The sequence below is a fragment of the Leptospira kirschneri serovar Cynopteri str. 3522 CT genome (assembly GCF_000243695.2).
Taxonomy (GTDB): domain Bacteria; phylum Spirochaetota; class Leptospiria; order Leptospirales; family Leptospiraceae; genus Leptospira; species Leptospira kirschneri.
This window is the reverse complement of the sequence record NZ_AHMN02000011.1, coordinates 146,685-167,960: the sequence shown is the minus strand read 5'-3', so window position 1 is coordinate 167,960 and position 21,276 is coordinate 146,685. Positions and strand designations below refer to the sequence as shown.

Sequence of the window (21,276 nt, the reverse complement as noted above, 5' to 3'; positions counted from 1 at the left end):
CTTCTACTCTAATGAATACGGTTTTTGATTCGTTTGCCACAGATCGGATTTTTTGAAAAAATAGAAACGATGAGCATTTTTTTCGCTTTTTATTGCTACGATAAAACTCGAAATCGCGTTTTTTTAAAAAGCGGGAGTTCCTAGATTGATTTTACTGACAAACTGCAATTTAGTGAGAGTTCCCACAAATTAAGAACCATGGATTTCAAACTTCAGTTTTTTTAAAAAGCAGGAGTTCCTAGATTAATTTTACCGACAAACTACAATTTTGCGGGAGTCCTATCAATTGGAACAAAAAGATTCACAATTCATAGACTTCAGTTTTTTAAAAACCAGCTCCCGCAAATTGAAACGATGGATTCAAATTTTGTAGTAGTTCCCACACTTTACTCAACTCGTTTATTTTTTGTAATATAAATCAATCTTTTACAGTTCCTGCAATTAGAAGAGAAGCTCCTAAAAGAGAAACATCCTTCAGAAGAGCCATAGTAGAAGCCTGATTGCCTGCAGCCGCGCCTGGAAGATGTACCAAAACGACAAAAATTCCTAAAAGAACCGCTAGAAGCACGGTAGCCAAATGTGTTTTGATTCCTGTAATGATAGAAACCGAAGCCGCAATCAACGCCAATCCGGTTATATAAACCCAAATAATCGGAAAAGGAATGTAAGAAGGAACGATTCCTGTCATCGCGGGCCCCGAAATAAAATGAAATAACCCGAAAATCGCAAATGGAACCGCGTATATAATTTTACCAATTTTTTTCATAGCAACTCCTTGATCATTTCTTTCAGATTTGAATTTCCAAAATCGGTCATTTTATCCGAAAGTTAAGCTTTGAATCTTGATTGAATATTTAAGTTCTGCAACTATAATTTGATAAAAAATATAAATGAGTTTCCACCTTGAACATAAAAATTCTCAATAAAACCGACTTAGATTGGCTTTTCAACTTAGAAGAAAATTGTTTTGGCAGCCGGGCCTGGACAAAAGAAATGTTATATTCCCATCTTGAGGAATTTTCCGGTATCGGTTCGACTGACCTTTGTTATATCCTCTACAAGATGATAGGCGAAGAAATCGAAATCTTCCGGATCGCGGTTTCTTACCGTAAAAGAAGACAAGGGATCGGAAAAGAACTTTTAGAATTTCTTTTAAATTCTGAAAAAGAAAAAACGTTTTTTCTTGAAGTTGATTCTACAAATTATCCTGCAATCGCTTTGTATGATTCTTGTGGGTTCCAAAGAATTCATATAAGAAAACATTATTACGAAGACGGTTCAGACGCTTTAATTTATAAAAAAGCTCCGATTGACGTTTTTGAAAGTTTTAGTTTTGAAGTTCCCGAGTCTTGATAAAAGCCGTTTCAAGAATTTTTTATTTTATCTTCAAACATAACTACTCAAGAATTACATAGTAAAACGTAAATTCAGCATAAAGGAACCCACGACTCTGAAAAAAGTTGAAATCTGAACTTTATAGATCGATTTCTTAAATGTGGGAACTACCACATTGGATTGAAGATTCAAAAATGATTCATTTTAAGGTTTTGGATCGATATCATTTTTATAACTCCGAGTAAATTTCAAAACCGCTTTTCTAAAAGGACCGAACAAAAAGTTCCGATCCCTTCTTGTCTGCCCAAGGCGCCCATTTTTTCGGTGGTTGTGGCTTTTACAGAAACACAATCCAAAGGGAGATTTAACAAACTACTTAAAGATTTTATAATTTTCTCTTTGAGCGGAGCGATCTTAGGTTTTTCTCCGATCACGGTACAATCTACGTTGACAAGATCAAAACCTTTTTGCTTCATCAGCTCGAGGCATTTGGCAAGAATCATCTTACTGTCCATATTTTTCAGACTTGGATCCGTATCCGGAAAATACTGACCAATATCGCCTAATGCACTCGCTCCTAAAATTGCATCCGAAATCGCGTGTAAAATGATGTCGGCATCCGAATGTCCGACAAGCGCAAATTCTGATTCACATTCCAATCCACCCAACATCAAAGGCCGACTTGGATTGATTTCCAATTTATGAAAGTCAATTCCGTTTCCAATTCTATACATTCAATATTCCTAAATTAAATTATTTCATTTTTCTAATCTTTTATAAAAAGGCCATCTCGCCCGATGATAGATTTATTTTTAAAAAATCATCATAGAGTTGTTGAAAAATTTCATAGTGAAGATTCGTAAAATTGCTTCAATTGTCCATTCAATCCAATACAAACAGATCAAGAATTAATTTTTCAAAAACTCTATTCTCCATCCGCTCTCGTTGTATTACTCATAATTATATGATAAAGCACCTAATATTTTGCATGAAATCAGTGTTTTGTGATAAAATTAACGGTACTCAATTTTATAAGAATCAGTAGCATCTACACTCAAATAGACTTTTATTCACACAACTTCATTCTATAACTCCGAAGTAAGAAGAAATTTCATTCAAAAAACAATTATAATTTTTTATCAATTCGATCTAAAAAAACATCTACAATCCTCGCCTTCCATCTTAACTCTTTTCTCAAATAATCTTCTCTAGAAAGATTGAAGTTGAGTTCAATTGATCTTTTTTTATTCTCTTTTGCGATATCCCATTCCGAAAGATGATAATTGCAGATAGATAAACCCGCAAATGTCTCTCCCAATAAAAATGGTTCCAACGGCTTTAATTCAATTGAACGTAGAAAATATTTTTTTGCATCCGAAAAATCGTCTTTTTGTATATAAATAAAACCTAAATTATTAACCGGATATGCAAACGTAGGATTGAGTTGGATCGCTTTCTCAAAGTGTGAGATTGAATTTTCTATTTGCCCATCGTTATAATAGCTGATTCCAAGATTGTTCCAAACATCCGGATAATCAGGATCTATCTTCAACGCGGATTTGTAATACCGAATCGCAGATTTAAAATTCCCACTCGAATCATATAAATAACCTAAGGACAAGTACGAAAGAGAATATTCAGGATCACTTTTAATTGCATTTTTAAAAAGATGAATCGCCTCCGCAGACTTACCTAGATAAAAATAAATCCATCCGGTAGATATATCTGCACTTGCAAATGAGACTACTAAAAAAATATCCGGAAAATTCTCTCGAGTCGATTCCAGCTTTTCCAAATTTTTTACAGAGATTGCATTCTGAAGTAGAATATAATTTTTTTCCGCAATCTTATAATTCGGATTTTCCGTTTTGGAAAGATTAAAATAATGAAGTGAATTTTTGTAATCGCCTATATAAAAATAACAAGCTCCAATATTGTTGTAAATTTCATACTTGTAAGGTACATCCGGCAGAAGTTTTAAAAACTCTTCCAAAGCATTTTTATATTCTCTTAATTGAAAGTAAGAGTGGGCACGAGTGTAATTGAAAGCTAACTTTTGCGAATCGGTCAATTTCCCGACTCGGTTCATCAACTTGAGAGTTTCACTAAAATTCTTTAACTTATACTGAGTCAAGATTTCGCTCAGAGAAATTTCTCGATCGGAATAAGGTGGAGCATAAAGAACTCTTCCAAAACAAAAAAGAAGAACGAAAAGTTTTTGTTTATAGTTCATTGAATTCAATTACTAAATTACTATAAAACAAAGTACATAATATTTTGCACTCAAACGGACTTTTACAATAAAAATCAGTGTACCTCTATTGTATAATTTTGAGTAAGAAAATCAAAAACGGGCCATTACTTTTAAGAATATTCGACCGTAAAGAGTTTAAAGTTTCTAAAAACGATCTTCTATAAAACCAATTTCTAATTTGTTAGAAATCCCTAAAGCGACATCTCACAGGGAATCGGATCCTTATTTTTAAATTTTACAGGAAAGCCTTTTATAATAAAGGCGCAAAAGTCAATCAGTTTACGTCGATCCGACTGCTTCAAAATTAAAAAATAAATTCTACTTGATCCTTCAAAAAGCCGACCTTTGGAAATTTTTTCGATCAGAATAGGATAGGATTTGATTTGAGAATCTCTTCCACTGTAAGAACCTGGACAAATTAAGAGATGTTTTCAGTTGGAAGGAGGTCCTTTGGAACCTTTAGAGGATTTATCTGGAATTGAAGAAAATTCGATCATTCCATTGGATTCAATTTTACCACCGGAATTGTTTTTAGTTCCGATTAAGTCTAGACCAGTATTTCCGGGTATTATTACTCCTTTGATCGTCCCTAGCGGCAAGTTTGCAAAAGCCGTAGAAGAATCCGTCAAAGGAAATTCCTTTTTGGGTCTTGTTCTTTTAAAAGACGAAGAAAACGAAAAAGAAACTTCCGAAAATATCTATCAGTTTGGAGTTGTCGCTAAAATATTAAAAAAAGTGAATTTACCAGACAACGCCGTCAATATACTCGTCAATACAATCCGCCGTTTTAAAATAGACTCTTTTGTAAATAAAGATCCTTTAGTCGCAAAAGTTTCGTATCCGGAGGAAGAACCAGGAGCTCCGAAAAACATCACTAAGGCGATGATGAGAACCTTACTCGTCATGACCAGAGAACTCGCGCAAAACAATCCTCTGTTTACGGAAGAAATGAAACTTACCATGCTCAACGTAAACGAGCCCGGCAAGATGGCGGACTTTGTATGTTCTATTCTCAATTTAGAAAAAGAAGAATACCAATCCGTAATCGAGTCTAATATTCTTAAAACTAGAATCGAAAAGGTGCTTCTTTTTCTAAAAAAAGAGATCGAGCTAGTGTCTATTCAAAGAGAAATTTCGGACCAAATCCAAGACAAGATAGACAAACAACAAAGACAATTTTTCTTAAGAGAACAACTCAAAGCGATTCAAAACGAACTAGGTATCAAAGACGATAAGTTCGAAAAAAAATACGAAAAATTTTTAGAACGACTTAAAAACCTAAACGCAGATCCGGAAGTAATCGAAGAAGTGACCAGAGAACTGGATAAGTTTTCTTATGCGGATCCTAATACAGGAGATTATAACGTTATCCGAAATTACTTGGATATTTTAGAATCTCTTCCTTGGGAACCGGCACCAGTTCGCGAAATCGATTTAGAAAAAGCTAAAAAGACTTTAGACAAAGATCACTATAAACTCGAAGACGTTAAAGATAGAATTCTAGAATTTCTAGCGGTTAAAAAACTTAAAAATGACGAAAAAGGCACTATACTACTGTTAGTCGGACCTCCTGGTGTGGGAAAAACTTCAATTGCGAGATCGATCGCCGAAGCGATGGGAAGAAAGTTCTTTCGATTTTCAGTCGGAGGTATGAGGGACGAAGCCGAGATCAAAGGACATAGAAGAACCTACATCGGCTCGATGCCAGGTAAGATCATTTCAGCACTTCGTATAACGAAAGAAAGAGACTGCGTCATTTTGTTAGACGAAATCGATAAACTTTCGATAGGTATTCAAGGTGATCCAGCTTCCGCTCTTTTAGAGGTTTTAGACCCGGAACAAAATAAAAACTTCAGAGACCATTATCTGGATCTTCCATTCGACATTTCGAATGTGTTTTTTATTGCCACCGCCAATACGTTAGATTCCATTTCTAGAATTCTTTTAGACAGAATGGAAATTATCAATCTTTCCGGTTATATCACGGATGAAAAGGTTCAAATTTTTCAAAAATATCTTTGGAAAAAAGTCCTCTATAAAAACGGTATTACTCCCTACGGTATCGAGTTTGATAAAAAAGCGATCGTAGCTCTGATCGATTCTTACTCGAGAGAATCCGGTGTCAGAGGTTTGGAAAAAGTGACCGATAAATTGGTCCGTAAAATCGCGATCAAAATCGTTCGAAAGGAGTCGTTTCCTAAAATCATCCTAGAAAAAGATCTAGAAACTTTTTTAGGCGTTCCCAAATTTACGAACGAAAGAATGGTTCGTACTTCCGTTCCTGGTACCGCTCTCGGTTTGGCCTGGACTTCGGTAGGAGGTGCTACACTTCTTATAGAAGCGCTTTTTGTCAAAGGAAAAGGTGGAATCCTTCTCACTGGGATGATCGGTAAAACGATGGAAGAATCTTCCAATATTGCCTTGAGTTATATTAAAAATTTATTATATAAAGAAGATTTGTTCAACAATCGAATGATTCATTTACACGTTCCGGACGGAGCGACTCCCAAGGACGGTCCTTCGGCCGGAATTACGATGGCTTCCGCTATCCTCTCTCTCGCTCTGAATACAAAAGTAAAATCTGGTTTTGGAATGACCGGAGAACTTACTCTTACTGGAGAAGTACTTGCGATCGGTGGTTTACGCGAAAAAATCGTAGCCGCCAAAAGAGTGGGGATTCATAAGATCATCTATCCGAAAGATAACCTTCAACATTTGGAAGAGATCCCGGATTACGTTAAAAAGGGAATGTATTTTTTTCCGGTGAGTCGTTACGAGGAAGTCGCTTTATTATTATTTGATGAAAAAGTTATTTCCAAGATAAATCCATCTTTTCGGGAAAATTTGAAATCGATTGTAGACCCAATCAAAAAACCTTCGCCTAAAAAAAGACGACCAAAAAACAAAAAACGTCTCTTTCTAAACAAAAGGGAAACGATCGCAAAAAGAAGTAGTATTTTAGAATATTCTTAAATATAAATTAACTCAGGAGAGCCGAATGGGCGTCCCGTTTATAGACATTAAAAGATTTGAACCCGGTTTACTGGAAGAATGGATTGAAAAAGTAAAAATTCTCAGTAAAAACGCTAGTTTTATCGGCGGCGAAGAAGTTTCTACTTTAGAAAAGAATCTAACTTCCTACACGGAAACTAAATTTTCTATCGCTTGTGCAAACGGCACAGACGCCCTTCAACTCGCCTTACGTGCATTAGGTGTTGGCAAAGGAGACTCCGTCATTATCCCGGACTCGACTTTTTGGGCTACCTTCGAATCCGTAGTAAATGTTGGCGCTGATCCTTATACAGTTGATACCGACCCTAACGATCTTCAAATGGATTTTGTTGAATTTGAAAAAGCTCTGGATAAGGTCAAACCCAAGGCAGCGGTTATTGTTCATCTTTACGGCTGGGGCTCGTCCCGTCTTGAAGATTTTCGCAAACTCTGTAAATCGAAAGGAATTCCTTTATTGGAAGACGGAGCTCAATGTTTCGGTGTAAAATTCAAAGGCGCATCTATCTATAAGGATGCACTTATTTCCACTACTTCTTTTTATCCTGCGAAGGTGTTAGGTGGTGCGGGAGACGGTGGTGCAGTTTTTACAAACGACGAAACCCTCGCCAATAAAGTCAAAATGCTCGCCAATCACGGTAGAATTTCCCATTACGCCTACGGAGACGTAGGTTGGAATTCTAGACTGGATACCCTACAAGCCGCATTTTTAAACCTCAATCTAAAACATCTGGAGGTTAGAATTGCTTCTCGCCTTAAAGCTGTTCAAAAATATTATGATATACTCCCAAACCTAGGTATTCAAGTGATCCACCCTCCTAAGGATTACGAAGAAAACGGCTATTGCAACGTCACACTTTCCACTCCGGAAGAACGTCCTTTGATTCAGGAAGTCCTGAAAGAAAAAGAAATCGGTTTTGGTAATATTTATCCAGGTGCTATGAGTGATCAACCCGGTGCCAAACCTTATATCAAAGGAAAATTCGGCGATAAACATACAACCGGTAGAATCTGTTCCTCCGTTCTCAATTATCCTTTGTTTCCTTATATGAAGGAAGAAGAATTGGAAGAAGTTTTTTCCGCGATTAGGACATTTAATTCTAGGAAAAAATAAAAATCCGAATCTGTTCTGAAAAACACAAGCGCCAAGCTCGCTCGAACACACAAGATATGAGACGCTGAATTGTCAGTTTTATCTCTGGTTAAAGTTTCGGGACAGGTTCTCAATTTCCACTTTTTCTATAATATCCCTGCGCAAAGGATCGAAGCATGGTCAATAAATTTATGACTCGTATGTTTTTGATCTTTCAAAAGATTTGAAATTTATTGACCACTGTATTTCAACCCGTGGGGAGAAATGCTGAGTTTCTGAGAGCCTGGTGGTCGGGCGGTTTTGAAATCTTTTTTTGTAGTTCTATAAAACAGGACCCGACCATGCGCCCCGATTTTTATAATGTATTACTTTCTTGTTGTACTTTTTATTTGGTAAAAAACTTTTTTTGACTGGCAACTTTAAAATATGACAGCGAACAGTCGATCGTTTGAAATATGTTTTTGGACAAGTAATAAGTTTTTTCTTGTTCTTTTATGTTTTCAGTCTATTATGAACAGGGGGATTTGTATATGAAAGAAATAGATATAGGAATATCCGAAAAAAATAGGGAAGCAATCAACTCTGGATTGCAAAAACTTTTAGCTGATACTTACATTTTATACTTTAAAACGCATAGTTATCACTGGAACGTTACCGGTCCACAATTTAACACTCTTCACCAGATGTTTCAAACTCAATACAACGAACTCTGGCTTTCCATCGATTTGATCGCTGAAAGAATTCGCGCCCTCGGTTTTTACGCGCCTAGCTCTTCTCATCAATTAGGAAAGTTGACTTCGATTCATGAAGAAGGTGGAGTTCCTCACGCAGATGATATGATTCGTCATTTGGTTAGCGGTCATGAAACCGTGATTAGAACCGCACGTTCTTTACTTCCTGCCGCCGACGAAGGAGGTGACGAAGTGACCCTAGATCTTTTGACCCAAAGATTAGAAGTACATGAAAAAACGGCTTGGATGCTTCGTAGTCTTTTATTCGTTGATAACGCTTAAAAATTGTAACGAAAATTTTTCGATTTTAATGGCGGTTGTATCTACTCAATTAGTTGCTGAAATTCTTTTATTTCGTGGAAAGATATTGCAGATTTGAAACGTTGTAATATTTTTCCACTACGATTAATTTTCGTATAACACAGATTAATTTTGCTCCCCGAACTGCCGTTTCTAGAAAAACATCCGTTGAGTTTTTGCGATCGTTTTAGAAATCCAATTAGTTTAGTCTAAATAGAAATTTATTTTATTTAAATATATAGATTTCTATTTTTAAAAACTTCAATATTTCAATTGTAAATTCAAAAAGATATTCTTTTAATTTTCCAACCCGATTTTTCAGAATAAATGAGAGAACAATTATAACTTTCAATATATGGAATATTATTTTTTCCTTCTATAAAATTTTAAGCCGGACCATATTTCAGAAACCGCGCAGACCTTTACATCCACGATCCCTAATTCTAATCCTATTTCACGAACGATATTTTCGTTTAAATCGGTCGGAACTTTTGACGATCCTTTGGGCCAGGAAATCCAAATCATTCCTTTTTCCGCCAAGTTTTCCACCAATTTCGGAAATTGTTTTTTTAATTCTTTGATTTCCTTTTCAAATACATGCAAATAATCGAATGATCCTTTTAAGATGTTTTTGTTTTCCACCTCTTTGAGTTGATCTCTAAGTTCTTTTTGAATGTCTTCTGGAAGGTTCTTGAAATATACCTTCATCCCCGCTTTGAGTCCTAACTTATCACCTAAAGATTTTACTGAATATCCCGCCATGATTTTCCTTATCTATTTTTTTAATTCCTATAACGCACCTGTTTTAATTTTAACGTGAATTCAACGTAAGAAAACCGGGGCGCCGGACCAGGCTTTAGCTCCGTTCAATAAATTGCATGCAGAAAACGTTATACAATATATCGTTTTCTGTTTTAAACGCAATCGGGAAAACTAAAGCGAATGCCTCTCTAAAGATCGACATTCAGGTAAGCGTTCTGCTTTAGTTTCCCTGCATCGATCCCTTTCGCGTTAATTATAAAATGCAGTAGTTCCCACATTTTATTTTTACGAACCAAGGTTCATTCAAGAAACAAAATTTCTGAGTTTTTGCAAGTTTTACTGTGAAATCTAATCTTGTGTTAGTTCCCACAGATTTTGTCACATTGCGAATATAAAGATTTTTAAATACTTTTTCGCAACTCAATTTCCGTGTTAGTTCCCACACTAAGTTTTGAAACAAATTCTGATTCAAAAGCAAAAAAAATCTTCCGAGTTTGTAAGATTTTTCTCCATTCAGAATTTATATTCTTATCTCGCTTTTTGAGTTTCCCAAATTTTTTGATCTATAAAATCCAGATACTCTTTTATCATCGCGGAATGACCAAAAACAAATTTAGAAAAAAAACGAAAAACCGGAGAATACACTTTTCCGTTTTCTGTGATTTTTAATTTTGTTCCTTCGGAAACCGAACTCAATTCATAAGTCCAAGAGCCGCCGAAAGGTTTATCTTCATCCATAATTTTAGATTCGAGAAGCATATTTTTACGATCTTGGATGAATGAAAAAATTATCACATCCTCGTGAATATCCGTTTCTTTCCAAGAAGTAGAAGAAATTTCCTCTACTTTTTTTACGTTCCTTCTCCAAAACGGATATTGTTTAAAATCGCGGATTAATGAATAAACGTTTTCAGGAGGAACTTTGTAAATACGTTCCATAAAAACTGAATGTTCGACTGGCAGACTTGCACCAACCCCATAAATCGTCAAAATCAAAAGAACTAAAAAAACCATTATGTATATTAGAATTCTATAAACCATTTTAAAATCTCCTAATTCAAAAAATGTAAATTGTATTTACTAAGCCCTATAAAAATTAAGTATCTTATACTTTTACTGCAAAACATAGTTTGAATACAAAATATCGGGTAATCTATTATACAACCCGGAGTCAAATCCCCAAATTTTAAAATCAACCATTTTTGAATCTTCAATAAAATAGAGTTGTTGAAAAATTAATCCTTCATCAGCTTCTGCTTGATAGATACGGTTGATTAAAACAGTTCTATTGATCTGAACTACAAAATTTTTCAACAACTCTAATATGTTAGCTCCCACAGATTAAGTTGTATAATGAATATACAGATTTCTAAATACTTTCTTCACTGACTTACAGTAGAATACACCTGCCCCCCTTACACTGGTTTACGGACGCGCTGTTTGGGTATTGTCCCGAACCTCTTCGGTCTTCTCCTTCTCCAGTGCAATTCCTACTAGAAACCGTGAGACTAAAAGGGTTTTCATAAGTTCCTACCGGCCGTATGGTTACAAGCTCTGTCATAGTCCTTCCTTCTTCCATCTGAGCAAGAACCTCGTTTGGATCCGTAGTAGGCGCTACAGATTGGATAAAAGAACTCAACGATATCGTAGGCATATTCGTTGGAATTACTACTAACCCTTGAGAAGTTCTCAGTATGGGAACGGCATGCCCCGAAATAAATCCGTCTGCACGTTGCCTTCTCATTAATCCCAACCAAATACTTCCAGGAGCAGAATTGATGAGCGAACTAATATAAGATACTATATCAGACCGAGTAGTAAACCGAGAAGAAGACTCCCATTCATACTGAGGTAACATAATCCCAGTTGATGCGAATGCGAGCACTCTACCTCTGTTAGCGTAATCGACAGGTACATTTGTTAACAATCTGTCCAATTCCGGATAACGTTGGCTAAACGAAAGAAAAGGATCCCTATTAGAAGTCGTATCGAAAAAATATCCTCCACTCGTAAGAGGATCTCTAGAATGATACTCCATTAGTTCTGCTATCATTTGAAAACTATGAAGCATACAAACACCACATGATCCATGTCTCTGCGGAATCGCACCAGGGTTCGCAGATTCAAATGTAGCTGATCTTGCTATATCATAAAGTCTTTGAACCCAAGCTACACTCAATTGAAAATCAGACGGTAAGTTTCTTTTTACTCTTTTATATATATGACTTTCTTTATTACCAGCTGGACAATATTGATCCGTTTTTCCAAGATTACTAGTAGTATAACGTATCCATTTCAGTAAATCTACATCGACAGCAAACAAAGAATTGGGCTTATTGGTAGTATCCTTTTCTAAATAAGAAGGTTTAACAGCATAGGCAACGCCCCAATTGGATCCCTCCTTGGTAACCCTTAAAACATTTCCTTTATAATCTGTAATTATCCCTCCTGCATTCGCTACAAAATAGACGTTCCAATAAGCTGGATTCTCTTTTTTAATAGGCGCGTCACTACACAATGTCCACTTCACCCAATTCCAATCATATTTATCTGTCATTTTAGAATACATACAATAGAGAGAACCACTTACTATATCATACTGAGCAAAATGCCCGCTTTCAGGATTGTAGTAGAGAGATGTAATACTTTTATTTGAACCTGTGGAATGAAGATAGTAGGCACTAGGCGCCATATCTATATTCCAAATCCCATTCCCCCAAGAACTCCAAACAATGGAAGTCTTGATACTGATGTTTCCAGGAGTGGCTATCGTTTTAACCCAATCACCCATGGAAGTATCTAATGTATGATTGTATCTATCTTTAGAATTTCTTGATATATAACCATACCAATTTGTATCTTTTAAACGATAAAGTCCATCTGCAGTCCAAAAGGAATTCTCTTTTACGATCCATCTCTGTAAAGGATCATTGATAGCACAAGGTCTAAGATTCACATAATCCCACTTTGCATTTCCTTTAACTACCGTCGCTGGTGCAGTAATACATAACCAGGTATTATTGACGTTATACGAAATCCTTTGAAACACGTCGTATCTTGCATTCTTAACGTGCCGTTCCCAACACTGTTCAATTATAACGTAACTTTCACCTCCGCTAAAAATAGGACCGTAACAAAATTTCCCTCCGTTGCTCATGGCTACTTGGATCGGCCTATCTTTTGGTGGATCTGTAGGTTTTTGAACAACCGAATCATTAACCTGCAATGATGAAGCAGCGTGGACGCGAGTATAACTTTTACTATACTCGAAACCAACTCCAATCGAGACCAACAGAACTACTATGAACATTTTCTTCCAATTACGCATCTTTTTTACCTTCTTTTTTCAATTCAACAAAGCAACTTCTTATAAAATTCAAATCTAACGATCTTCGAATCTTTGTACGAAATCGCAAATTTAAAGTTATCATCAATATTAAGAATTTATTTTATAAAGAATTTTCTAATAAGTCATACAATCCTATTATAAATAGTAACCCATTGCCTAAAATGACTCTTCTCAAAACGAGAATTTTCATTAAGTGAGAAATAATAATCTTATCTTATTCTAAATCACTCTTAGAAGAAACGTCAAACAGCACAAAACAAATCGTATAGAAAGTTCAACTTGAATAAATCCAGATGACTTTGGAAACCCAAACAAAATATTAAAGCCGCAAAAGCCCCTTAATCAAAATTTAAAATCTCAAGTAAAACCTTAAGATTCCCAATCAAAAGAAAATAACTTAAATTGTTATAAATATTTTATATTTTCTTAAAATGCAGATCCCGATTATTTTAAGATATTTTTGAAATGCATTCTAATTAATGAAAATTTAAGATATTTACTAATTAGTACATATTAATTAAATGAAATAATAATTAACTTATTTTAAGTATATATTTGAATTATATTTGAGTTTAAATCATAATAATTGAATCAATTGAACTTATCATTTGGACAATTGAATATAATAGAGTTGTTGAAAAATTCCATAGTGAAAATTCGTAAAATTGCTTCAATTGTCCATTCAATCCAATACAAACAGATCAAGAATTAATTTTTCAACAACTCTAATAGTTTAAATAGGCTTGAAATTCCTCTACAAAACCAACGTTTCCTAGTTAAACGCAATTTTGAGAGCTTCTATATCTTTGCAAAATCAAGCATTAATTCTCTGGGCTGTTTTTATAGATACAAATGTTGAATTTGTATGAGAATTTACAAAATAAGAGATCAAAAATTCGCGTAGAACGATTGATAGAGTCAACAGGGTCACTGACAAAAAATTTTAAGAATATATAAATCAATTACTGATGGATATAACCCCAACTTTCCAGGATTTTACGTACTTCTTGTCCCATGGCTGCCTCTTCTTCTGTTTCTTGACCTCCAGAAAAACCGGTATGATAGTATAAAAATGGAATCTTGGAAGAAGAGTATCGATACGGAGGTTTATCAAGAGCAACGTAATCCGGTTCATCCTTTAAAATTTCCCAAGAAACATCAGATCGAATTCCCCATTTACCTACACGATAATTTTCTAATATTCCATTTTTTAGGATTTCAAGCTTAAAAATAGGAGAAGGATCCACTGTTTTTACTTCAAGCACTTGATCGAAAGTATTAGACGTATTTAAAATTTTTAAAACAATATTTTTAGAATTCTCTTGAAGGACTTTCAAATCACCCGTAAAATCGTAACGATAGATCCCCCCCTTAGAAAAAAATCGAACCTCACGTTCACAAACGTTTTCACATTTAGGCAATCTTAAAAAAAACGAATTTTTAGAAAGTTGATTTTCTTTTAAAATAGATCTAGCTTCACCTAACAATGTAAAGTTGGAATTAACAAGATTTTCCAATTCCATCGGATCTTTAATTAAATCGTACAGTTCTTCGGGCATTTTATGAGAAATACCTTCACGCGTCCTTCGAACTGAATCATAACCGGGATACCTACGTATATATTTAAAATCGGGCGTAAGAATGGATTCGGAAAATCTCCCTTCCGTATAAATAACCGGTTCCGATTCTGGACCTTCTTCTCCAAAAATCACCTTGGAATAGTCGTTCCCTTTCAATTTATCTTTCGGATACGAAATTCGGTTCAAACCCAACAATGTAGGCATCAACGAAAGAAGAGAAACTTGATCACTAAATTCACTTTTTTGAATCTGATTTAAAAACGACTTAGGAGGATGAATGATCCAAGGAACTCGAATTTCCTTTTCATAGTGAGTTTCTCCGTGCGCATAAACCTTCTCGGCGATAAAATGATGATGATAATAATGAGAAATCTCTAACAACTCGCCATGATCGCTCGTAATTACGATCCAGGAATTTTCAAAAAGACCTTGTTTTTTTAATTCATCAAAAATTTTTCCTAAAAGAAAATCCGTATAACGAACCTCTCCAAAATATTTTTGCTGATATTCGTCCAGTTGATTCCACAACAATGGATCGGATTTTTTCTTCAACTCCTGAAGAAATTGAGAAGGAGGCCTATAACCCCAATGAGGAGTATTTAGATTGAGATGTAAAAAGAACAAGTCTTCTTTGTGTTCGCGAAAGAAAGTTTCCGCCCTCGAGACCAATTCTTCCGTATCTAAGTTGTCCTTCCCCACCTGTTGAATTTTATGAAATCCTAAATCCACTCCTACAGAAGTATAATCCATTAGAAAAACATTATTCATGATGCTTTCCGTAAAATAACCTTCTTTTCGAAAAGCGTTTGGCAACGTAAAAGGTTTTTTAGAATAAAAAATTTTTCTTTGTTGAGCGTTTGTATAAAACCAAGCGTTTCCAAGACCAAGATTAGAGGCAATCTCCGAAGTAAAAAATGAAAGCATAGAAGGTTTTGTCCAATTCCCATTTGCAATCGTTTTTTTGAATACAATCGAATCCTTGGAAAAAGAATCCAAAACGGGAGTTGTAGGAAATGGAGAACCACCGGAAGACAGAGAATCCTGCCTCAGAGCGTCGATCACGATTAAGATCACATTCTTTTTTTCTATATTTTGTTTTTTTAATATATAAGGAGAACCTAAAAATAAACCCGCGCCGGTTTTAGAATCCCATCGAATCTTAAGAAAAACGTCCGAATTACAATTTTTTTCTTTTTTCTGTTCTGTTCGATTCCAAACTTTCGGACTCTCTAAATCTGCTTTTACAATCGTTTTTAAATTTTCGACGTTTTTAAATTCCAAAGGAAGGGTATAAGGATTCCATTTTAACTTTTGCGATTTTAAGTTCTGTTCAAAAATTTGTTCATCATCCAAAAAAATCCGCAACTCACCTTCACCCGAAAGCCCGTTGGTTCCTTTAGAAAGACTCGTCGCGTAAAACCGAAAAACGTCTCCACAAAACTCCTCTTCCAACTTCAGAATACATTCCCCACCCGCAGGAACAAATAAAGAATCCTGTGATTCGTTGATAAAAAGAGATTCGTCCGTATAAAGAGTCAATTGAACGTTCTTCCAACGATCCTTAGGATTGAGGTCGGAATATCTTCCTGGATTTTTTTTCCAATAATGTCGAAACGTTTCTATTTCTTGATTTGTATCACCCGTACATTCTAACTCTTTGTTTTTCAAAATACGAGTTAGATCTTTTTTAACTACGTTCTTATCCGAACTCGAAATCCGATTACATCCTTTTAAAACCGGAATCAAAAGTAACAAAATCAAAAACATCCAGCAACGGATAAACAACATGAATCCAGAAAAATCGTTTTGTATTTTGAGACAACAGAAAAGAACCATTTCTTAGGATGAATTTTTCCCAAATGAAATTTTTTTCTCTTTTCAAAAGGATCGTTCGCATTTATAACACGTTTCGCTATGTCATGGATGAATTCTTACAATTTAAAAGATGATACCTTTGCGGGAAGCGGAGGATCTAAAATTTTCTATCGAACCTACCAACCCAAAGAAGGTAGGAAAGGAAACCGAGTTATCGTAGTACAACACGGAATCGGAGAACACAGCGGTCGTTATGAATTTCTAGTGGAAGCACTTTCCGGAACCGGAACGGCGTTCTATCTCATCGATTCCCAAGGACACGGACGCTCTGAAGGAAAAAGAGGAGCGATAGATTCGTTTTCTGATTTCCTTTTCGATTTAGATCAATTGATTTCGATCGCAAAAGAAAAAGAAAACGTGCCCAAGATAACACTGCTTGGTCATTCTATGGGAGCTGCAATTTCTACATTCTACGCAGAAGAAGGCACCAATCAAGGAAATCTGAATGCTCTTATGATCTCCGCACTTCCGATCCGAGTAAAGACGGATCTAGTTATGAAGGTTAAAAAGGGAATCGCCCCTTTGATGTCCGATCTTTTACCGAATCTGACTCTTCCCACAGGACTCAACATTCACTTTTTAAGTCATGATAAATCGGTAGTAGAAGCTTACAGAAAAGATCCACTGGTTCATGGAATGGCTTCTGCTTATTTAGGAAACATGCTCTTAAACAGCGAAGAACCAATTCTTGCAAATGCAGGAAAAATCAAAATTCCGATTTATATCTTTCATGGAAAAGAAGATCAGATCGCGGACTATACTGGAAGTGAAACCTTCTTCGAAGTTGTAGGTTCCTCAGATAAGTCCATAAAAATTTACGAAGGTCTTTATCACGAAACGATGAACGAACGTATAGAAGATAGAACCAAGGTTCTAACCGATTTAAAGAAATGGTTTGAATCTCACTCAAATTGACAGACAGAACGTTTGTTCTGTTTTTCGTTAAAAAAATCATCGACCGGATTCTTCCACTTTGGTAAAATTGAATCTGGTCGAAAGCCATTTTTAAAAACAAACCTCAGGAACTTTATATGTCAGCAAAAGGAATATCCAAAGACCTGATCGGAACCAAACTGGATCACTACGAATTCGACGTAGAAAGAGGAAAAATCCGAGAGTTCTGTCAGGCAATCGGAGAAACCAATCCGATCTATTTCGATATAGAAGCGGCTAAAAAGGCAGGTTACGAAGACACGCCCGCACCTCCTACGTATCCAACCGTGATTCAATTTTGGGGTTATCCTAAAATTTGGCAGGATATGGAAAACATGGGAGTAGACACTTCCAGAATTCTTCACTTAAAAGAAAAATACACGTATCTAAAACCTATCTATCCCGGAAGAGTTTCTTCCCAAGGAGAATGTATCAACGTCACCGTCGGCAAAATGGACACTATGACGTTTAAAACTACTATCAAAAACGCAAAAGGTGAAACGGTCGTAGAACAAGAAATGTCCATTTTCATCAGAAAACCGGAGGCATAATATGAGTAAAATTGAATATGATAAAATGGAAGTAGGACAAGAACTTCCTACTTTAAAAACGGAAGTAATCACTCACGCAAATCTAGTGCGTTATGCGGGAGCTTCTGGGGATTTTAATCCGATTCATAACGACCCAGACTTCGCTCGCAAAACCGGATTGGATGGAACGATTGCACACGGTATGTATGTAATGGCCCAGCTCGGAAGACTTTGCACTTCTTGGGCGGATCAAAAACAAATCAAAGAATTTGGAGTTACGTTTAAGAATATGACCAAACCTGGCCAAAAACTTACATGTACCGGAAAAATAAAACGCAAAAAAGAAGAGAACGGAGAGAAGTTAATTACGGTTGCGTTAGAAGCTTCCGACGAATCTGGAGAGGTAAAATGTTCCGGTGAAATGGTAGTAGTCGGTTAGGTATTATCTCGAATACAAGGCGATCAAATGGCTTTTTATTTGAGAATGATACAAAGACAAATCCGAGCGGGAGAGAGTATTCCGGCAAAACAGGATTGGATGTTGTTCGAATGGAATCTTTAATCATTACGGGCAAATTTGAGCGCAACATTTCGCCTAACTTCTTTTAACGGAATAAAATTCCACGGCTATGACCGTAATATCGTCGTAGCGTGGGTTTTCTCCTCTTGTTAATTCTTCTATTTTAATAATTTCTTGGATTAAATTTTTTAACTCGCTTTCTCTTCCTTCATGAAGTGTTTTTGTAATCAGTTCCATATTGTGTTGTTTCGTATTTAAGGAATCTTTCATACGATTTTCGATCAGACCATCCGAAAACAATAAAAGCCTAGAACCCGCGGGGAATATAATCGTTTTGGAAACTACCTCGAGAGATTCAAACAAACCTAATATAGGTCCTGTCTTTTGAAGTAAGGAAGGAAATTCTCCGGGTAACTGTAAAATCTGATCTGGATGTCCTGCGGATGCGTACGTAAATTCTTCTTTTTCCGTATCAATATCTCCGACCATACAAGGAAATATACTTTCCAAAGAATCGAACTTCTTTAAAAATCTAAAATTCAATTCCTTGAGAACCTGAGCCGGACTCTCCAGATTTTTCAATTCTTCATATTCCGTTTTTAAAGCCATGGTCATCAAAGAAGCTTGTACTCCGTGCCCTACGGCGTCCGCGATCAATACTCTCGTTTTTCCGGAAGAAATTTCGGAAATATCCAAAAAATCTCCCCCTACTTTTTCAAGAGGTTTGTATTCATAATAAAACCGTATTCCCGGAATACTTCGATCCAAAGGAGTCAAAATTTTCCTTTGAACGTTTTGTGCGATCTCCAGTTCTCGGTTGATCTGAATAATATTATCATTCAAAACTCTGGTTCTATCTTCGATCTTCTGAACCAATTGTTCCTTCATTTCGAAAAGTTCCAAGTTGGAACTCCTAAGATTGAGTGCCAATTCCCTAGTTTCTGCAAACTTTCTAGATCTTTCGGAAGCAAGCAAAAGGGATTGTAGAAAAACGAAAAATACAAGAGCGTAATGTGAGGTTTGAATACTTCCGGTTTTTAAAATTCTCGCGTAAAAAAGATCCACGAGCACTGCGATAAAAAGAATTCCGGAACCGTAAAGTATATAAGTGTAATTCCTTTCCTTATCAAAATCGATCTTTAAAATTGTATAAAATAAATAGCATATAACTATGATAATAAAATAATGATAAATGGAAATGGTCTGATTATTAAACTTCATATCCCCGAACAAAGTGACAACGGAAAACAAAATCGAAAATACGACTCCCACGTTGATAAATTTCCGACTTACATAAGGAGCAAATATAGAACTGAAAAACAAAAGAAAAAATGGAACTCCTACGGACAAAGTCAGGTGATTGATTTTATGAACCCAGCTCCAAGGAATTTGCGGGAAAAATAACATTAGTATTTTAGAATTTATTAAAGAAGTTCTCAGACAAATAACCAGACTATACATTCCAAAATAAAGAGGAGAAACGCTGCTCCTTAAATAAAGATATTGGAATATATGATAAATTCCCATAATCAGAAGACTACTAAAAGAGAATATGTCAAAAAATAATGGAATCGCTTTCGAAACACTAGCGGAATCAGAAGGCCCAATAGAAATCGGAAGTAAAATTCCAGGCATCGTAGAAGTGTAATTAGAAACAAAAATTTCGATCTGAATTTCGTCTTCGTCCGCAAAAAATAAAAAATCTTTTGGCTCGATTCTAGAAACTACCGAGTTGGAATCAACACCCGGAGTGCCACATTCACCGATCATTTGTCCGTTGATTCTAATTCGATACGCGGATGCGATCGCTCCTAAAGACATGGAAAGAATTTTTTTCTTCCATATCTCTGGAAGAAAAACTTTTAATCTGTAAGTCCCATAACCGAATTTAGAATAGGTTTGATTGCTTTTGGATTCGTTGGTCCAAGAACCGGGAACTCCTATAAATTCCACGGAGTGATTTTCAATTCCTTTCTCGGATCCTTGAAGCCAACTAAACTCCCATTCTCCGTTGAGTTTAGTCATTCCAAAGTCTGGATCTTGAATTCCTCTGAGATCGATTTTACCTTGATAGGCTCTGAGTCCGTCCCCCGCTTGCCAGGGAGAAGAAATCATAACAAGTATGATCAATGCAAACGGACCGATTAAGAAAAAAAATATTTTTGAAAATTGCATCTCGAATTCAAATCCGTTCCGAATTAAAATTGAAATTCAGTTCAGTGCCGTCAATTGCATATAGGAACAGACGCAAGATTAAACTTAAAAAATCTACAGGATTTGTTTTTTTAGAGAATCTTACGAAAAAAGAAGGTGCGATTTTTTAAAAAGATAAAATTCATTTCTAATTAAAATCAAATACGACTAATTTAAGACTTTTTTGTGAAATTAGTTTAATTAGAATGAAACAATTAAGAATCAGTAAATGATTATTACATTTCAATAATAGAAATCAACTTCTATGTTATCACTTTTATAATTCAGGAATTCCCATATTCTAAAAATCAATAAGCAAATTTTAGATGTTGAAAAGGTTGATACTACAAATATAAGATCCTCTTACTAAAAATCGAATGAAGATTACTAAAAACATAGAAAACAAATCTAGTAAACTCATCTCTACAATGTAACGTTCTCTATGATTCAGAATTATAGAATAGAGTTCCCTACATTTTTGTATTCAAACAGGATTTTATGATTAAAATTCACAGTATTTAATTTTATAGGAATCAATAAAAAACATATCTTAAATTTGATCATGAACCTTTGGTTTCTTGTAGATGAATAAAAACAATATTATGGTGAACTTGTTTTAAAAGTTAGAATGGGGAAACCAACAATTCCGAGTTAGGTGTAATTTTTTGAAAACTTCTATATCTTTGGTAAAATTCCCCGTTATTTTTCGGTACCATTTTTATGTGTTCGAGTAACAAGATAAGATTTTTTATAAATGAGAAAGCTCTCCATAGATAGAATCAAATACATTCACAAATATCGAAACGACAATT

Annotated in this window: 16 protein-coding genes and 1 pseudogene; 8 read left to right on the top strand and 9 right to left on the bottom strand. The window is 35.4% G+C overall.

Annotated features, from left to right (window positions below):
- Positions 1-418: 418 nt before the first annotated feature.
- Entirely contained in the window at positions 419-766 is a 348-nt protein-coding gene (locus LEP1GSC049_RS212900) for a DoxX family protein (protein ID WP_000719490.1), read from the bottom strand.
- Positions 767-903: 137 nt separating this feature from the next.
- Here LEP1GSC049_RS212900 and LEP1GSC049_RS212905 point away from each other — a divergent pair, with 137 nt between their 5' ends.
- Positions 904-1,353 carry a GNAT family N-acetyltransferase gene (locus tag LEP1GSC049_RS212905; protein ID WP_004753202.1) on the top strand — a complete coding sequence of 150 codons (450 nt, stop codon included), beginning with the start codon at positions 904-906 and terminating at the stop codon, positions 1,351-1,353.
- A 230-nt stretch (positions 1,354-1,583) separates the two neighbouring features.
- Here LEP1GSC049_RS212905 and ispF read toward each other — a convergent pair whose 3' ends face one another.
- Both ispF and LEP1GSC049_RS212915 read right to left on the bottom strand, forming a co-directional pair.
- Positions 1,584-2,069: a 2-C-methyl-D-erythritol 2,4-cyclodiphosphate synthase gene (gene ispF, locus LEP1GSC049_RS212910; protein WP_004753405.1), complete on the bottom strand. Its 486-nt coding sequence runs from the start codon at positions 2,067-2,069 to the stop codon at positions 1,584-1,586.
- Positions 2,070-2,461: 392 nt separating this feature from the next.
- Positions 2,462-3,568, bottom strand: a complete 1,107-nt coding sequence (locus LEP1GSC049_RS212915; protein WP_016560948.1) for a tetratricopeptide repeat protein — start codon at positions 3,566-3,568, stop codon at positions 2,462-2,464.
- A 456-nt stretch (positions 3,569-4,024) separates the two neighbouring features.
- Here LEP1GSC049_RS212915 and lon point away from each other — a divergent pair.
- The 3 genes and pseudogenes from lon to LEP1GSC049_RS212930 all read left to right on the top strand — a co-directional run bounded on the left by lon (position 4,025) and on the right by LEP1GSC049_RS212930 (position 8,704).
- Positions 4,025-6,543, top strand: a pseudogene (gene lon / locus LEP1GSC049_RS212920) (endopeptidase La).
- Between the two features lie 44 nt (positions 6,544-6,587).
- Positions 6,588-7,712, top strand: coding sequence for a DegT/DnrJ/EryC1/StrS aminotransferase family protein (locus LEP1GSC049_RS212925; protein WP_004752829.1), 1,125 nt, complete (start codon positions 6,588-6,590; stop codon positions 7,710-7,712).
- A 509-nt stretch (positions 7,713-8,221) separates the two neighbouring features.
- A complete protein-coding gene (locus LEP1GSC049_RS212930; protein ID WP_002180236.1) occupies positions 8,222-8,704 on the top strand; it encodes a Dps family protein in 483 nt (160 codons plus the stop codon).
- A 381-nt stretch (positions 8,705-9,085) separates the two neighbouring features.
- On the opposite strand, the gene LEP1GSC049_RS212935 is transcribed toward LEP1GSC049_RS212930, so the two are convergent.
- The 5 genes from LEP1GSC049_RS212935 to LEP1GSC049_RS212950 form a co-directional block, all read right to left on the bottom strand.
- Positions 9,086-9,484 carry a DUF3052 family protein gene (locus LEP1GSC049_RS212935; RefSeq protein ID WP_004759124.1) on the bottom strand — a complete coding sequence of 133 codons (399 nt, stop codon included), beginning with the start codon at positions 9,482-9,484 and terminating at the stop codon, positions 9,086-9,088.
- 528 nt (positions 9,485-10,012) lie between these two features.
- Positions 10,013-10,525, bottom strand: a complete 513-nt coding sequence (locus LEP1GSC049_RS212940) for an LIC10604 family protein (protein ID WP_004753261.1) — start codon at positions 10,523-10,525, stop codon at positions 10,013-10,015.
- A gap of 72 nt (positions 10,526-10,597) precedes the next feature.
- Positions 10,598-10,822: a hypothetical protein gene (locus tag LEP1GSC049_RS0206505; RefSeq protein WP_016751769.1), complete on the bottom strand. Its 225-nt coding sequence runs from the start codon at positions 10,820-10,822 to the stop codon at positions 10,598-10,600.
- Between the two features lie 52 nt (positions 10,823-10,874).
- The gene (locus tag LEP1GSC049_RS212945; protein WP_016560897.1) at positions 10,875-12,812 is read right to left on the bottom strand and encodes a DUF1561 domain-containing protein; all 1,938 of its coding nucleotides are present in this window, start codon (positions 12,810-12,812) and stop codon (positions 10,875-10,877) included.
- A gap of 983 nt (positions 12,813-13,795) precedes the next feature.
- Entirely contained in the window at positions 13,796-16,201 is a 2,406-nt protein-coding gene (locus tag LEP1GSC049_RS212950) for a sulfatase (RefSeq protein ID WP_208855965.1), read from the bottom strand.
- 135 nt (positions 16,202-16,336) lie between these two features.
- On the opposite strand from LEP1GSC049_RS212950, the gene LEP1GSC049_RS212955 reads away from it, so the two are divergent.
- The 3 genes from LEP1GSC049_RS212955 to LEP1GSC049_RS212965 all read left to right on the top strand — a co-directional run bounded on the left by LEP1GSC049_RS212955 (position 16,337) and on the right by LEP1GSC049_RS212965 (position 18,190).
- Positions 16,337-17,203, top strand: coding sequence for an alpha/beta hydrolase (locus LEP1GSC049_RS212955; protein ID WP_004753383.1), 867 nt, complete (start codon positions 16,337-16,339; stop codon positions 17,201-17,203).
- Positions 17,204-17,319: 116 nt separating this feature from the next.
- Entirely contained in the window at positions 17,320-17,772 is a 453-nt protein-coding gene (locus LEP1GSC049_RS212960; RefSeq protein ID WP_016560954.1) for an FAS1-like dehydratase domain-containing protein, read from the top strand.
- A 1-nt stretch (position 17,773) separates the two neighbouring features.
- Complete coding sequence (locus LEP1GSC049_RS212965) at positions 17,774-18,190, top strand: MaoC family dehydratase (protein ID WP_004753114.1); 417 nt, start codon at positions 17,774-17,776, stop codon at positions 18,188-18,190.
- Between the two features lie 156 nt (positions 18,191-18,346).
- On the opposite strand, the gene LEP1GSC049_RS212970 is transcribed toward LEP1GSC049_RS212965, so the two are convergent.
- Complete coding sequence (locus LEP1GSC049_RS212970; protein ID WP_016560938.1) at positions 18,347-20,446, bottom strand: SpoIIE family protein phosphatase; 2,100 nt, start codon at positions 20,444-20,446, stop codon at positions 18,347-18,349.
- On the opposite strand from LEP1GSC049_RS212970, the gene LEP1GSC049_RS2000000228810 reads away from it, so the two are divergent.
- Complete coding sequence (locus LEP1GSC049_RS2000000228810) at positions 20,401-20,595, top strand: hypothetical protein (RefSeq protein WP_004763775.1); 195 nt, start codon at positions 20,401-20,403, stop codon at positions 20,593-20,595. The two genes, LEP1GSC049_RS212970 and LEP1GSC049_RS2000000228810, sit on opposite strands and share 46 nt — an antisense overlap.
- Positions 20,596-21,276: the final 681 nt, after the last annotated feature.

Coding starts and splice junctions, on each gene's coding strand:
- LEP1GSC049_RS212900 (WP_000719490.1), bottom strand. CDS start 766: ATGAAAAAAATTGGTAAAATTATATACGCGGTTCCATTTGCGATTTTC.
- ispF (WP_004753405.1), bottom strand. CDS start 2,069: ATGTATAGAATTGGAAACGGAATTGACTTTCATAAATTGGAAATCAAT.
- LEP1GSC049_RS212915 (WP_016560948.1), bottom strand. CDS start 3,568: ATGAACTATAAACAAAAACTTTTCGTTCTTCTTTTTTGTTTTGGAAGA.
- LEP1GSC049_RS212925 (WP_004752829.1), top strand. CDS start 6,588: ATGGGCGTCCCGTTTATAGACATTAAAAGATTTGAACCCGGTTTACTG.
- LEP1GSC049_RS212930 (WP_002180236.1), top strand. CDS start 8,222: ATGAAAGAAATAGATATAGGAATATCCGAAAAAAATAGGGAAGCAATC.
- LEP1GSC049_RS212935 (WP_004759124.1), bottom strand. CDS start 9,484: ATGGCGGGATATTCAGTAAAATCTTTAGGTGATAAGTTAGGACTCAAA.
- LEP1GSC049_RS212940 (WP_004753261.1), bottom strand. CDS start 10,525: ATGGTTTATAGAATTCTAATATACATAATGGTTTTTTTAGTTCTTTTG.
- LEP1GSC049_RS212945 (WP_016560897.1), bottom strand. CDS start 12,812: ATGCGTAATTGGAAGAAAATGTTCATAGTAGTTCTGTTGGTCTCGATT.
- LEP1GSC049_RS212950 (WP_208855965.1), bottom strand. CDS start 16,201: ATGTTGTTTATCCGTTGCTGGATGTTTTTGATTTTGTTACTTTTGATT.
- LEP1GSC049_RS212955 (WP_004753383.1), top strand. CDS start 16,337: ATGAATTCTTACAATTTAAAAGATGATACCTTTGCGGGAAGCGGAGGA.
- LEP1GSC049_RS212960 (WP_016560954.1), top strand. CDS start 17,320: ATGTCAGCAAAAGGAATATCCAAAGACCTGATCGGAACCAAACTGGAT.
- LEP1GSC049_RS212965 (WP_004753114.1), top strand. CDS start 17,774: ATGAGTAAAATTGAATATGATAAAATGGAAGTAGGACAAGAACTTCCT.
- LEP1GSC049_RS2000000228810 (WP_004763775.1), top strand. CDS start 20,401: ATGCAAACGGACCGATTAAGAAAAAAAATATTTTTGAAAATTGCATCT.
- LEP1GSC049_RS212970 (WP_016560938.1), bottom strand. CDS start 20,446: ATGCAATTTTCAAAAATATTTTTTTTCTTAATCGGTCCGTTTGCATTG.